Annotated in this window: 16 protein-coding genes; 5 read left to right on the top strand and 11 right to left on the bottom strand. The window is 68.1% G+C overall.

The genetic code is table 11. The features are described 5' to 3' along the window. Positions 1 to 59: 59 nt before the first annotated feature. A complete protein-coding gene (locus tag BLR57_RS04065; protein ID WP_170830554.1) occupies positions 60 to 920 on the bottom strand; it encodes a DUF429 domain-containing protein in 861 nt (286 codons plus the stop codon). Between the two features lie 155 nt (positions 921 to 1,075). On the opposite strand from BLR57_RS04065, the gene BLR57_RS19235 reads away from it, so the two are divergent. Together BLR57_RS19235 and BLR57_RS04070 are read left to right on the top strand one after the other, a co-directional pair. Then, positions 1,076 to 1,234 carry a DUF7559 family protein gene (locus BLR57_RS19235; RefSeq protein ID WP_170830555.1) on the top strand — a complete coding sequence of 53 codons (159 nt, stop codon included), beginning with the start codon at positions 1,076 to 1,078 and terminating at the stop codon, positions 1,232 to 1,234. After that, positions 1,231 to 1,704 carry an Hsp20/alpha crystallin family protein gene (locus BLR57_RS04070; RefSeq protein WP_089694394.1) on the top strand — a complete coding sequence of 158 codons (474 nt, stop codon included), beginning with the start codon at positions 1,231 to 1,233 and terminating at the stop codon, positions 1,702 to 1,704. The genes BLR57_RS19235 and BLR57_RS04070 overlap by 4 nt, the downstream gene beginning before the upstream one ends. A gap of 85 nt (positions 1,705 to 1,789) precedes the next feature. Here the strand turns inward: BLR57_RS04070 and BLR57_RS04075 are convergent, their stop codons facing one another. Then, positions 1,790 to 2,959: an NAD(P)/FAD-dependent oxidoreductase gene (locus BLR57_RS04075; protein ID WP_089694396.1), complete on the bottom strand. Its 1,170-nt coding sequence runs from the start codon at positions 2,957 to 2,959 to the stop codon at positions 1,790 to 1,792. Between the two features lie 273 nt (positions 2,960 to 3,232). Here BLR57_RS04075 and BLR57_RS04080 point away from each other — a divergent pair, with 273 nt between their 5' ends. Beyond that, entirely contained in the window at positions 3,233 to 3,775 is a 543-nt protein-coding gene (locus BLR57_RS04080; protein ID WP_089694398.1) for a hypothetical protein, read from the top strand. A gap of 104 nt (positions 3,776 to 3,879) precedes the next feature. Here BLR57_RS04080 and BLR57_RS04085 read toward each other — a convergent pair whose 3' ends face one another. Beyond that, positions 3,880 to 4,668, bottom strand: coding sequence for a DUF7388 family protein (locus BLR57_RS04085; RefSeq protein ID WP_089694400.1), 789 nt, complete (start codon positions 4,666 to 4,668; stop codon positions 3,880 to 3,882). Positions 4,669 to 4,852: 184 nt separating this feature from the next. Here BLR57_RS04085 and BLR57_RS04090 point away from each other — a divergent pair, with 184 nt between their 5' ends. Next, positions 4,853 to 5,068, top strand: a complete 216-nt coding sequence (locus BLR57_RS04090) for a hypothetical protein (RefSeq protein WP_244509897.1) — start codon at positions 4,853 to 4,855, stop codon at positions 5,066 to 5,068. A gap of 509 nt (positions 5,069 to 5,577) precedes the next feature. On the opposite strand, the gene BLR57_RS04095 is transcribed toward BLR57_RS04090, so the two are convergent. The 4 genes from BLR57_RS04095 to BLR57_RS04110 all read right to left on the bottom strand — a co-directional run bounded on the left by BLR57_RS04095 (position 5,578) and on the right by BLR57_RS04110 (position 9,004). Next, positions 5,578 to 6,177 (bottom strand): NUDIX hydrolase, encoded by a 600-nt coding sequence (locus tag BLR57_RS04095; RefSeq protein WP_089694402.1) that lies wholly within the window; start codon positions 6,175 to 6,177, stop codon positions 5,578 to 5,580. 5 nt (positions 6,178 to 6,182) lie between these two features. Then, the gene (locus tag BLR57_RS04100) at positions 6,183 to 6,683 is read right to left on the bottom strand and encodes a DUF7109 family protein (RefSeq protein WP_089694404.1); all 501 of its coding nucleotides are present in this window, start codon (positions 6,681 to 6,683) and stop codon (positions 6,183 to 6,185) included. Continuing rightward, entirely contained in the window at positions 6,680 to 7,771 is a 1,092-nt protein-coding gene (locus BLR57_RS04105) for a glycosyltransferase family protein (RefSeq protein WP_089694406.1), read from the bottom strand. Before BLR57_RS04105 ends, BLR57_RS04100 begins: the two co-directional genes overlap by 4 nt. Before the next feature lie 66 nt (positions 7,772 to 7,837). After that, a complete protein-coding gene (locus BLR57_RS04110) occupies positions 7,838 to 9,004 on the bottom strand; it encodes an MFS transporter (RefSeq protein ID WP_089694408.1) in 1,167 nt (388 codons plus the stop codon). A 119-nt stretch (positions 9,005 to 9,123) separates the two neighbouring features. On the opposite strand from BLR57_RS04110, the gene BLR57_RS19240 reads away from it, so the two are divergent. Continuing rightward, a complete protein-coding gene (locus tag BLR57_RS19240; RefSeq protein WP_170830556.1) occupies positions 9,124 to 9,294 on the top strand; it encodes an HVO_0758 family zinc finger protein in 171 nt (56 codons plus the stop codon). A gap of 46 nt (positions 9,295 to 9,340) precedes the next feature. Here BLR57_RS19240 and BLR57_RS04115 read toward each other — a convergent pair whose 3' ends face one another. From BLR57_RS04115 to BLR57_RS04130, 4 genes are all read right to left on the bottom strand, one after another. Then, positions 9,341 to 10,459 carry an aldo/keto reductase gene (locus tag BLR57_RS04115; RefSeq protein WP_089694410.1) on the bottom strand — a complete coding sequence of 373 codons (1,119 nt, stop codon included), beginning with the start codon at positions 10,457 to 10,459 and terminating at the stop codon, positions 9,341 to 9,343. A gap of 44 nt (positions 10,460 to 10,503) precedes the next feature. Further along, complete coding sequence (locus BLR57_RS04120; protein WP_089694411.1) at positions 10,504 to 11,682, bottom strand: DHH family phosphoesterase; 1,179 nt, start codon at positions 11,680 to 11,682, stop codon at positions 10,504 to 10,506. Between the two features lie 125 nt (positions 11,683 to 11,807). Beyond that, positions 11,808 to 12,707, bottom strand: coding sequence for an SDR family oxidoreductase (locus BLR57_RS04125; protein WP_089694413.1), 900 nt, complete (start codon positions 12,705 to 12,707; stop codon positions 11,808 to 11,810). Continuing rightward, positions 12,707 to 13,138 (bottom strand): DUF5791 family protein, encoded by a 432-nt coding sequence (locus BLR57_RS04130; RefSeq protein WP_089694415.1) that lies wholly within the window; start codon positions 13,136 to 13,138, stop codon positions 12,707 to 12,709. Before BLR57_RS04130 ends, BLR57_RS04125 begins: the two co-directional genes overlap by 1 nt. Between the last annotated feature and the right edge of the window lie 45 nt (positions 13,139 to 13,183).

Here is a 13,183-nt window from a genome sequence, read left to right on the forward strand (position 1 = left end):
GGCGACGGCTGTCGCCACTGACGGGCACTGACGGCCGCTGTGACAGCGGCCGTGGTCGCTCAGACGTAGATGTAGCCCTCGATGGCGGTCAGCTCGTCGTCCGTCGTCAGGTTGGCCGACCCCCGTGTGTTGCGGTAGGTGCTCACCGTCGCGACGACGGCGTCCAACGCGTCGCCGCCGTCGTCTTCGAGTGCCCGTTTCCGGACGTCGGCGGCGATGGTGATGCCGTGCTCTGCGAGACCGTCGAGGATCTCCTCGCGGCGTTCGCGGCCCGCCTCGGAGCCGTCTTTGTACTTCGTGTGGTGGAGACCGAGGTCGTCCAGCGTTCCGGCGGGGTAGACTTCGAGGAGCGAGGGTTTGTCGGCACTGGGTGACTGCATCGGATGGACGCGAACCCGGCCCGCGGTGACGAGCGGCCGGAGGACGTCGCGGATGCCGTAGAAGGTCTGTGACTGGAGGCGGATGTCGTACGGCGAGAGCGCCGCCATCGGCTCGTCGGTCGCTCGGAACAGTTTGGTCTTGTCACCGTCGCCGACGAGCTCCGCGCGCTCGGTACAGCGGGTGCGAAGCTCCTCCGGCGAGCTGTAGATGCTCGGAAAATTGACGAGAAACGTCTCCCAGTCGTCGACACCGACGAGCGGACCCGGAAGCCCGAACGGGAAGTCGAGACCGACCGCGGTCCCCGCCGGGAGACCGCCGAGAAAAGCGGTCAGTGCCGGGAGAATCCGGTTACGGGCCGCCGGGAGGTCGAACCACTCGGTCGCCGGTCGGCAGTCGCGAACATTGAGTCCGTCGCAGTCGACAGTGTCGGTCGGCTCGGCTCCGCCGTCGGCGTCCATGTCGTCTCGCTCGACAGCTTCGATAGTACCCTCCGCCAGCCAGATGTTCCGTCCGGCATCCTGCGCGCCGCTGAAGTCCACACCGTAAACACGAGAGGGAGGGGAGAACGTTCGCATGAGACTCACATCACTTCTCCGACATAAAAGCACTCCGAATGGTGCGGCGGTGGCCGGGACCACCGGCGGGAACGGCCGCCCCCGCGCCACTTATGGGGTTCGACCCGCTATTTCCTCGTATGCCTGCCACCCTCGAAGTCAAGTGTACCAGCTCCGAGTGCGAGCTCGATATGTTCGAGATGCACTACACCTACGATATGCCCGACGACGTGGGTGTCGAGGACTTCGCTTGCCCGTACTGCCGCGAGACCGAGACGCTGGAGGTCATCGAGCTATGAGCGGGTTACGAGAGTTCGGCGAGAGCGCGGTCAACGCGGTGCTCAACAAGGCTGGCCGGGGCATGAGCAAGGTCCAAGAGCGCAAGCCGCTCCCCTACGACCTGCTGGAGAGCGACGACGCATACCTCGTCGTCTTCGACGCCCCCGGCGCGACCCAGAGCGACATCCAGGTACGGTTCCTCGAGGGCGAGGTGCAGGTCCGCATCGACCGCTTCCGCGACTTCTACGAGGGCTTCGAGACGCGCTTCCCCGGCCGCGGCCTGTCGCTCGACGGCTCGGCGCAACTCCCCGACGACGCCCTCGTCGTCCCCGGCGAGGCCTCGGCGACGCTGACGAAAAGCGGGACGCTGCAGGTCCGCATCCCCAAGAGCGACGAGGCCCAAGACGTCACCGTCGAGGAGGAACCGGACGAGCCGGAGCGCATCCGACTCGACGACGACGAGGACAGCGTCGACGACAACGACGAGTAACGCGCCGCCTACCTCGACGATCTCGATAATCTCGACGACAGCGACGACAGCGACGATTCGTACGACGTTGCCGACGCCGTTCGGGCTATTCTTCCGACTCTTCTGACTCTCCTGACTCTTCTAACTCCTCAGACTCCCCCGACTTCCCCGTCTCCACGGTCATCCCCTGGAAGATCGGGAACGCCTCGTCGCCCTCGAACCGCGTCGGAGCGAACGGCTCGATACCGCTCCCACCGCGAATCTCCTCGGCGACAGCCGCGGCCGTCGCTGGCGCGCGCATGAACCCGTGACCCTGCCAGCCAGCGGCGACGTAGACGTCGTCGACGACTTCGCCGAGCAGCGGGTCGCCGTCGGGCGTCGCCGTGCACAGCCCCGCCCAGGACCGGTCGACGTCGAGGGCGTAGTCTGCGCGCGTGTCGAGTTCCCTGCCCAACCCCTCGACGAACCAGTCGTCCGCCTCCCTGTCCCAGTCGTCGGGGTCGGCCTCGACGGGTTCGGTGCCGTCGCCGCCGAGGAGACCCGTCGAATGCGGACGGAAGTACACGTCCACGGACGCGTCGAAACACATCGGCCCGTCGTAGGGCGTCGTCGAGGTGAGTGCCTGCACGCGGTAGGGTTTCAGCGCGACGGGGACGCCCGCGTCGGCGAAGAGCTGCTTCGTGTGCGCGCCGGCGGCGACGAGCACCGCGTCGAAGCGTTCGACGGTCGCGCCGACGACCACGCCCGGCAGGTCGACGTCGAGACCGACCGCCCGGCCCGTGCGGAACTCCACCCCCGCGGCGCGGGCGCGGTCGGCCATCATCTCGACGTAGCTCGCGGGGTCGGCCCAGCCGGCGTCGTGGGCGACGGCCGCGGCGGCGACGTCGTCGACGACGAGCGAGTCGCCGAAGCGTCGCTCCAGCTCGTCGGCCGTCAGAACCTCGACGTCCCGGCCGTGGTGTCGCATCCGCTCGACGCTTCCCGCGATGGCTTCGGCGACCTGCTCGTCGCCCTCGCGGGCGAGAAAGACGTAGGGGCAGTCGACGAACTCGAAGCCGCCCGTCCCCGAGAGCCGGCGGAACGCCTCGACGGAGCGGGCGGCGAGTTCGGCGTCGATGTCCTCGGCGTAGGCGTCGTAGACGATTCCGGCGGCGCGACCCGAACTCCCACTGCCGGGGTCGCCCCGGTCGAAGACGGTGACTCCCGCGCCAGCGACGGCGAGCTCTGCGGCGGCCGTGACGCCGACCGCACCGGCCCCGATGACTGCGACGTGCATGGGCGTCGAACGCGGCGGGGGGACTTAGCTTGCGGGCGCGCCGAGGCTGTCGAGCGGCTCTCACGCCGACACGGCAGTCGTTTCAGACAGAATACAGTTATTCGTGCTGGGGCAGTATAGAGACCGTGAAACGGCATCCAGCGGACGCCGCACGGGTTCCTCCCATCCGGGGAGATGGACCCCGCTGTCCTCCAAGAGCTGTCGGGGCGATATCGACCGCAGACAGGACTCACAGCTATCGAGGACCATCGACGGACAGTCGGCCACTTGGACATGACTGAGGACCACCACCGGCCGACCCTGGGACCGTTCGACTGGACGGAACCGCGGAGTTTGGCCCTCCTGAGTGGGACCGTGACGGGGCTGGCTGGTGCGGTCGCGTACTTCCTCGTTCCCCTGGTGACCGCCGACTACGGTGCTCCCGGGTTTCGCGACACGGCGGACGTCACGAGCTACGTGCTGGAGTACTTCTTCACGCAGTCGCTGCTCTACCACGCCGGCGTTCTGGTGCTCGTGCCGTTCGCGACGACAGCGGTCGCGTTGACCGTCGCGCGTCGGGCGGGACGTGGTGGTCGATGGACGGACGCGGCTGTCGTCATTGCGGTCGTCGTCGGCCCCGTCGTGGCGATCTGGCTCGGGGCGTTCGTCGCGCTGGTCGCCATCGCGTTCCAGGCACTGGCCATCGCTATCTTCGGTGTCCCGTTCGCGGTCGTCATCGCGACGGTTCTCTCGGCGATTGTCGTCATCGTCGTGACAGTCAGTGCGGTCGGCGGATACGCGCTGGTGGAATCTGTCGGTCCCCGGCCGCCGGAGTAGTCGCCGACTGCGACGGCTGCTCGCCGCAGGCAACCACGTTGCGTATACGGTCGCGTATTCGGAGTATCACAGAGAATATCCGCAGCAAACTGCTTCTCGGCTAGTCAGTCCGTGAACTCGTCGACGCCGCGGGCGGGGTAGCCGACGACGACGTCGGCACCGGCCGACTTGAGCGTCCGGACGCGCTCGCCGACCTCCTCGGGCGAGCCGACGAGCGCGAAGTCCCGGCTCGCCTTCAGGAGGATTTCGCGGGCGCGGCCCGTCGCGCTGGCGTCGGTCGCAGCGTCCTCGGGGAGCGCGCGGCGAACCGGTCCACGCCGGGAGACGTAGCCGCCGACGGCGTCGAGCACGTCGTCTTCCTCGTCGGAGAGGACCGTCGGCGCGTAGAGCGCGATGGTCTCTTCGAACCCGGCGGCGCGGAGCGCGCGGAAGTCGCGTTCGGTCGTTCTGGAGAGCAGTTCGTACTGCGGCCCGCCCGCCGCGAGCGCGACGCGCTCGACGCCTTCGGTGCCGACCCACGCCTCGGGGTCGATCTCACGTGCCGCGCCCAGCCGCGGCGCGATGGCTCGCGACTGCTCGGCGTCCGTCAGATACGCGGGATGGCCCGCGACGAACACGGGGTCGACTGCGTCGGGGAGCGTCTCGTACAGGCTGTCGTCGCCGAGCGGGTCGAAGCCGTCGGCGCGGACCGGCGTCGTCAACAGGACGCGCTTCTCGGCGGCGAGTTCGCGGAGCAGGTCGGCGTCGGGCAGCTGCTCGCGACCCTCGTAGTCGATGGCGACGGTGTCGAACGGGAGGTCGAGTGCCCGCCGGACGTCGCACTCCATCGGCTTCAGGGCCGCCGCATCGAGGCCTGTTTTCGAGACGACACGCTCGTGCTCACCGGTCAACATTGGGAATCACCACTCATGGAGAGAAACTGGTCAACGGAATCGCGGAACGCGATCCATCGTCTGTGCGACCATGTACCTCTCTTATTCCGGGTTTCGGCAATAAGCCTGTCGTTGCGGGCGGCCTTTTGCGAGGATTTCGTCGTGTGAGCGGAGGTTTTTGTCCGTCCGGTTGGTTGTCTGTGGCATGGTCGTTTCAACCGACTCACCGTTGACGTACCTTCGCGAGCGGTTCGACGAACTGTTCGAACACGAGTACGACGACGCCGTCGTCTACGCCGATTTCGAGCAGGAGACGGTCCTCCACGAGGGACCGGTGCGCGTGCTCGCGACTGGGTGGGTAGAACTGCCGAGCGGGCGGCTGCTGTCGCCCGAGGCGGTGCACCACATCGACACGGTGTAGACGCGGCGGGGGCGACTGCGGGGGTTTTTTCGGGGCCGCGTGCAGTCGCCGCCGTGTCTCTGAGTCGGTTCAGACGCAGTCCGGCGGGACGAGCGTCCCGCTGTCGGGAGCGCGGTTCGTCGCCATCGGCCTTGCGTGGGGCGCGCTCTTTCTCTCCTTCTCGTCGGGAGCGCCCCCACGCTTCGAGCGAAGTGAGCCGTTGAAATACGAGCCGTTGAGGGATTAGTTGACGTCCCGAAGGCCCACGTGTTCTGAACTCCCACCGCTCGCTGCGCGCCTCAGTCGCTTCGCTCCTTGCGGTGCTTGCGTCGCGGGGGTTCGTTCAGAACACGTCCCCTTCCAGTCCCGCCCGGGCCGCACAGCCACACCCTCCCCAACCGACTCCTTCGCTCGTTTCACTCGCTCAGTCGTCCCTCGCGTGCGTGTCACGCGGCCATGGAAGGCCGCGAAGCCACGCGCCACGGCACACGCTCACTGGTCGTCGTCGACAGTTCGAAAATTCTCTCGTCTCAGATCGGCAGGTCGGCGTCGGGGTCGACCACCCGGTCGACCTGCTCGGGCATCTGCCACTCCGTCGTCAGTTCGAGCAGTTGCACGAGCATTCTCCCGGTCGCGCCCCAGACCGTGTAGCCGTCGACGTGGAAGAAGTGGAGGCGGATGTCGCCGTAGAAGGGGTGGTCGCGGCGTTCGGACTCGTAGTTGTCGAGGTCCGTGAGGTCCGCGACGGAGAGGACGGCGATCTCGGCCACCTCGCGCTCGTCGGGCGTGAACTCCATGTCGGGGACGCGGCCGACGAAGGGCCGGACCGAGTATTCGGTGACCGTCTGGATGTCATCCAGTCGGCCGACCACGTCGGCTGCGGCGGGCGGGAGACCGATCTCCTCGTTTGCTTCGCGGAGGGCGGTCGCCTGGAGGTCGTCGTCGCTCGGCTCCTCGCCGCCGCCGGGGAAGCTCATCTGCCCGGCGTGTTCGCCGAGATGGTCCGCACGTTTGGTAAAGAGGATATGTGGTTCCCCGTCGCGGTCGATGACGGGCGCGAGGACGGCGGCGCGACGCTTCGCGTCGTCGACGACGCTGGGTTCGTGACGGGTCACCCCCGAGAGGTCCATGCCCATTACTGTCGCCCGGCGGTCTTATCTTCGAGGGCTTCGTCCAGCCGCGCTCGCGCCGCCTCGACCTCGACCGGTGCCCACGCTTCGAGGTCGTAGCTCACGTCCAGCAGATGTTCGACGCGGTCGGCGTCGGCGTCGTTGACGGCCCGCGCGGCGTCGCCGAGCAGTCGCTCGTGGACCTGCTGTCCGAGCGCGTCGCGGTCGACCGCGCGCCGCTCGACGTCCATGATGTGCGGTAGGTCCTCCGCGTTCGGCGGCAGCATCGGAAAGGCGACCGGGCCGACCGTCAGGAGAGTGTGGTCCGCCGAGTCCGGCTCGTACTCGACCAGATAATACTCCTCGACCGCGTCCTCGACGGCCGCGCTCAGTGCCGTCTCGTCCGTGTCTCTGCCCTGTTTGTACGCCAGTTCGTCCAGTGCCCGGTGGAGTTCGTCGCGGGTCAGCGCGCCGAAGAGGTCGACCACACCGGCTAACTCGTCGTAGGTCTCGTTCGCGTCCGTCATCTCGTGTCTTCGAGGTCCTCCGTAGCGGCACTGAAGACGTCCTCCGGGGTAAGTGATACGGCGTCCCACGCGGGCAGCCGCGTGTCGAGTCCGGGCGCGCGCAGAGCGTCGGCGTAGACGCCGACCTGCTCGGTCTCGCCCGCGTGGTCGTAGTCCAGCCCGTTGAACGCGGCGTCGACGGCGTACTGCCGGACGAATCCTTCGGCCGTGTCGCGGTAGGCGTCTCCCAGCGCGTCGTAGTCGATGTCGACGCCGTGGGACTCGACGGCCCGAAAGAGCGTCGCGCCGACGGAGGCACTCATCTCCGAGAGGCCGGTCGGGCCGCCGACGGAGCGGTGGTCGTGTTCGTAGGCCCCGAGGTCGACCTGCGCACTGCCGTCGAAGCCGACGGCGTCGAAGGCGTCACAGAGCGTGCTGACCTCCAGCCCCCAGGTTCGGGCGAGCCGGAGCTGGCGAATCACGTCGCTCGTGGCGGCGAACTCGCCGGCCAGCGCGTAGCGGAACGCGTCGAGGTAGTCGAGCAGGTCGGCGTCGTGCTCGTCTGCGAGCGTCCGGACGAGCGGCGCGTAGAAGAGCCGGAAGAGCCGGCCGTAGAGCTTGTTGTCCTCGACGCGGGCGTAGTAGCCCTTCGAGAAGCCGTGGCCGTGTGCGAGCGGGAAGAGCAGGCGAGGGACGTAGCTGCGCGAGTAGGTCTTCGTGTCGGCGTCGTGGACGACGACGTACTGCTCCGACAGGGCGCGGCCGAGTGCGAGCCAGACATCCCGGCCCTTGCCGCGCTCGCCGTCGAGGTCGTGGTCGGCGAGTAGGTCGGCGACGCGGGGGCCGTCACACCACAGCACTTCCAGCGGGAGGTCGAACGACGACAGCCAGTCGGCGAAGGGACCGGCCTTGTCGGCCGAGGCGCGGAGCGGCACGACGACGCGTGCGGGGTCGACGGCTTCCAGCTCCGTGAGGACGCGCTCGGCGGCGAGTCCGTTGTACTCGCGTTCGGTCATGGGGACGACTACGGCCGCCTCGTCGGTCGGGGCATCCGGAGTCGGGTTCCGCAGGTCGTGGAGCGTCGTGACTCGCTCCTGGACGTACTCCATTACCTGCGGGTGAGGACCCGACGGGCAAAAGCCGGCCGGTTGGGGTGTGCGTCGCCGGAAGTTCGGTCAGGAGGGGAGCTTACCCGCCCGCTGGAAGCCGACGAGACCGACGACGAGGACGGCGAGCGCGGCGGCGAAGCACGTGAAGATGAGGTCGTAGGCGAAGCCGGCCTCCCGGAGCGTCCCGACGGCGACGGAGCCGGTCGCTTGGACGACCATCATGCCGCCGCTGTAGACCGCGTAGGCACTGGCACGGCTGTCGTCGGGGAACGTGTCGAGCAGGTAGGTGTCGAGTGCGGGAAACAGGCTGTGGATGACGTAGCCCAACACGGCCGTGACGGCGACGACCGGGAGGACAGCCTCGACGCGGGTCAGGATGAACAGACAGCCGACGAAGACCGCGACGATGCCGAGGAGATAGGGCACGTGCGGAAAGCGGTCGGCCAGCCGGCCGCTGAAGAAGAACGCGGGGACGCCCGCCGCGAAGACGACGGTGAGCAGGTTCTTCGCGGTCGCCGGGGGGAGATCCTTCTGGAGCATATACAGCTCGTAGAAGTTGAACAGCCCCTGCCAGACGAAGCCGGTGAAGCCGAGCACGACGATACCGAGCAGGATGACGCGCCACTGTTTGCGGGCCGCCCCGACGAGGTCGCGGTCGTTGCCGCCCGCGTCGGGCAGGTCGGTGCTTCGAGCCGCGAGATAGAGTGCGACGGTGACGAGGGCAGCGGCGACGCAGATGGCCCAGAAGGCCAGCCGCCAGCCGTACTGTGAGAGGACGACCAGCGTCACGAGCGGGGCGGCGATGACGGCGGCCAGCTGGCTCGCCATCCCGTGAATGCCGATGGCGCGGCCGACGCGCTCGGGGAAGAGTTCGCTCACGAGCGGGTTGGCGGCGACGAAGTACGCACCCGAGGACAGCCCCATCAGGAGCGCGCCGACGCCGAGCATCGGCACGGAGGTCGCACTCGCGGTGAAGGCGGCGGCGACGGTCAGGATGGTACCCGTCCCGAGGACGACCCGGTGACGGGCGACGCGGGTGAGCAGCCAGCCGGTCGGAATCCGGAGGCTGGCACTCCCGACCCAGACGAGCGTCGCGATGAGCCCGGCGGTCGCCTCGCCCATCGTCGGAAAGACGGAGAGGAGTTCGTTCAAGAGCGGCGCGAAGACGACACGGGCGAGGTTCACCAGGAAGACGAGCGAGCAGAGCGTTCCGAACAACCGGCCACGTGACACGGTGGGGGATTTCTCGCACTCCTTGTCAAACGTTCCGAAAGCTCAGCCCGCGGGAGGCCCTCGGCTCGGGATTTCACCCACCGGAGAGCTTTTTGCCTCGCCTCCGAAAGCCCGGCACGATGAAATCGACACGCAAGGGGCTCCGTGCTGGCGAACTGAAGAAGGACACTTACGACCGCCTCACCTGCGCCGAGTGCGGTGAGACGCTGAAGAAGCGCAACGACCCCGACGAGATCTTCTCCGTGCGGATCTGCCCGGACTGCGGCACCGAGTGGAAGGAGCTGCGATAAGCGACGCGACGTCGCGATCCGATACGAACCGCCCGAACTGCCCGAACTACTCGAACACGGCGTCGAACGCCTTCGCTCCGAGCGGGTCGAACGTCCCGGCCGCGACGTTCTCCGCGACGTGTTCTTTCTGACCCATGCCGACGAGCGCGGCGGTCACGCCGGGCGCGCTCCGCGCGAAGTTGATGGCGCGCTGGACCGTCGAGTCGCCCGCGAGCTTCGCCGCCACGTCCTCCGGCAACCGCGCTGCGAGGTCGCCCTGGGCGATGCTGGCACTCGTGAACACCGACAGGCCCTGCTCGTGGGCGTACTCCAAGGCACTCGTCGGCCCGTCGCCGTCGTCCGCGCCGTCGTCGTTCCCGTCGTCGCTCGTCTGCGACTTCACGGTGAACGCGTCGGCCATGACGACGTTGAACGGCAGTTGAATCGCCTTCAATCCTACTTCGTCGTTGCCGACGCGCTCGGCCGCCCGCTTCGCCCGCGCGACGACCTCGGGCAAGGAGAGATACTGCTCGTGGTTCGCGGGCACGCGGAAGGCGTTCCACGTCGCCACACCGTAGGCACCGATGTCGCCCGCGGTTCGACGCTCTTCCAGCAGTTCGAAGGCCGCCTCCAGCTGGTCGTAGACGGTCTCCCGCGAGCGGACGGCGAGCTGTGTCTCCGGGTTGTGGACGTAGTACAGGTCGATAGTGTCGAGGTCGAGGTTGTCGAGCGAGCGGTCGAGCTGGTCGTCGAGGAAGCCCGGCGCGATGCAGTGGCTGCCGTGGGCGAGATCGTCGGGGTCGACGAGGCCCGTGTCGACGAACCGCTCTTGGACGTACCGGCCGGGGTTCTCGGGGCGCGAGCCGTCGAAGGGGAGAAAGCCGCCCTTGGTCGCGACGACGACCTCGTCGCGCGCGGCCGACGACTCGCGGAGCGCGCGGCCGACGACGCGCTCGCTCCGCTGGCAGCGGTAGTTGATGGCCGTGTCGACGAGGTTGACACCGTTGTCGAGCGCGGACACGAGCGCGTCGTGATACTTGTCGTCGACTTCGGTCGTCGGGTCACCGAGATAGGTGCCGACGCCGATGCTCGACACCACGCCGGGACCGAACCGCCGGAAGTAGGTGCGGCCGAAGCTGTCGCCGAAGCGGTCGCGGTAGCCCCAAGTGCCGTCGTGGGTCGCCATACCCGCGCTACGGCTGGCGGCTACAAAGGGTGTCCGCTCTCTCCTCAGATGTCGCCCGACATCGACCGGAACAGCCGGTCGACGAGTTCCGGCCGCGGGACGGACTCGACCTCCTCCTCGCCGCCGTTCGGGAGCGCGACGCGCTCTTGAATCTGCCCGCCACCCATCCGGGCGTGGCCGCCCGCCGAGGCGTTCGGGAGGTCTTCGACGACGGCCTCCAGCGTCCGCCCCATGTGGACCCGGTCGTCCCGCGAGCGGCCCGAGAGATAGACCGTCCCGTCGCGCTCGCCGCAGACGACGACGGCGGTGACGCCCTCCAGCTGGACGAGTTCGTCTGCGGCCTGCGGGATGGCGTCGACGTTCGACAGCGAGCCGACGTCGCTGACGGCGAAGGAGCCTTCTATCTGTCGGCCCGCGATGGCGCGGGCTTTGACTTCGAGCACTTCGGCACTCACCTGCGGGTTGGCGATGCGGTCCAAGAGGTCTTCGTCGACGCCGGGCGAGAGATACGACGCCGCCCGGAAGTCCGCGGCCGCACTGCCCGCGGTGAGATGTTTCGTGTCGGCGAGAATGCCGTATAAGAGACCCGTGGCGACGGTGGACGGCAGGGTGTATTCGGCGTTGATCTCGCTTGCGTGTTGGTCCGGCGGGACCGGTTTCGCGCCGACGTCTTGGAAGTATTCGGCGACGATACTGGAACACGAGCCGTAGTCGGTGCGGACGTCGGTGAACTCCTCACCTGCGCCCTCGCCGGGATGGTGGTCGACGACGGCGAAGGGCAAGACGGAGTCCGCGCCCGCGAAGCCTCTCGGGGCGTTGTGGTCGACGAGGACGACGTGTTCGGCGGCGAGTTCGGAGACGTGGTCGACGGCGTCGAGATCGAGATCGAGGACGGTTCGGAAGGCGCGGTTCTCCTGGTGGCGTATCTGCCCGGAGAACTGGAGTGTGCTGTCGGTGCCGACCTGGTCGGCGAGACATTCGACCCCGATGGCGGCGGCCATCGCGTCGGGGTCGGGATTCGGATGCATCAGGATCGCGAGCGTGTCTCGCCCCGCGAGGACCTCCTGAAACCGGGCACCCATCGGCCGACGGATTCGACGGAGGGCGTAGAGACCGAGTGCGAGCGTGAGGACGCCGACGACCGTCGCCGCGACGACACCGGGATAGCCGAACACGGCCGTCTCGAAGCCCTCGAACACGCCAACACCGGCCAACGGATGCATACTATGTTCCCCTGTCAGGGTGGACTGGCAAGAAGGTTCCCCCACGTTCACCCAGACCATACTTGTCAGCGAGCGGTACTGAATCTGCCCGGTGACACGCCGACGCTGGCGTCCGAAAGCGTCCCCTAGGCTGTTTTTCCAGCGCGGTACGCATCGATGGCCGCGCGGTAGCCCTCGCGGAACGTCGGATACCGGAACTCGTAGCCGAGGTCCCGTAGCTTCTCGTTCGAACAGCGCTTGCTCGTCAGAATCCGGCGACGTGCGGCCTCCGAGAGGTCGCCCGCGGCCAGTCGCTCCTCGTTGGTCCGCTTTTCGGGTTCCGGGACTCCACACTCGTCGGCAAGCCAGTCGGCGAAGGCCCACTTGTCGACCGGCTCGTCGTCGACGACCATGACGACCTCGCCGCGTGCGAGGTCTTCGGTCAGGAGGTAGGCGACGGCTCCGGCCGCGTCCTCGCGGTGGACCATGTTCAGATAGCCCTCCGTGACCGGGCCGTCGATGTACCGCGAGAGGCGGTAGCGGTCCGGGCCGTACAGCCCGGCGAAGCGGGCGACGGTGCCCTCGATGCCGTGGTCGGCGGCGACCTCGCGGGCGACGCGTTCGGCCTCGACGAGGACGCGCGTCTTGTCGGTCGTCGGCTCCAGCGGCGTCGACTCGTCGACGAAGTCGCCGCCGTGGTCGCCGTAGACGCCCGTACTCGACGTGTAGACGAGTCGTTCGGGTGGGTTCTCGCGGGATGCGAACCCCTCGATGGCAGTAGTGAGCCCGTCGACGAAGACGCGCTGGGCGGCGTCGGCACCACGGCCGCCCGAACTAGCCGCGAAGACCAGCCAGTCGACGTCCGGGACCGCGTCGAGCGAGTCAGGCTCGGTGACGTCGGCGCGGACCGCCTCGAACCCCGCGTCCTCGATGGCAGCCAGCCCCTCGTCGGAGCGGCGGACGCCGACGACGTCGTGGCCCGCGTCGGTCAGCTGGCGGCCGAGTTCGAGACCGACGTAGCCACAGCCCAGAATCCCGACGCGCATTATCGGTCCTTCCGTCGGGCGATGAGTCCGTGGATGGCCGCGAACTCGGCGAGGCTGAACCGCGAGCGGCCCTCGATGGCCTGTTGGACCTCCTGACCCGTCAAATCGACCTCGATGTTGGCGGCGATGGTGTCGACGTCGAGGACGGCGGTCGTCATGCCCATCAGGATGTGGTCGCGCAGTTCGAGGACGATACCGCGCTGGTCGGGGTAGCTCTCGGAGAGCGCGAGGACGGCGGCGGCCTCCTCGACCGAGAGGTCGGCCACGTCGCCGTCGACGATGGCTTCGACGGTCGCTTCGTCGAGGTCGGTTCCGGCGACGACGGCGTCGACACCGAGCGCGTCGACGACGGTGCGGAGTTCGTCGGCGTAGGTCGAAAGCAGCTCGTCCGGCGAGAGCGTCTCGGGCTCGTCGGCTGCGTCGTACAACATTGCCCGAGTCTCACGCCCCCGTGGGGAAAACGGTTACCACACGGT

It is taken from the genome of Halogranum gelatinilyticum (assembly GCF_900103715.1).
Classification (GTDB): Archaea; Halobacteriota; Halobacteria; order Halobacteriales; family Haloferacaceae; genus Halogranum; species Halogranum gelatinilyticum.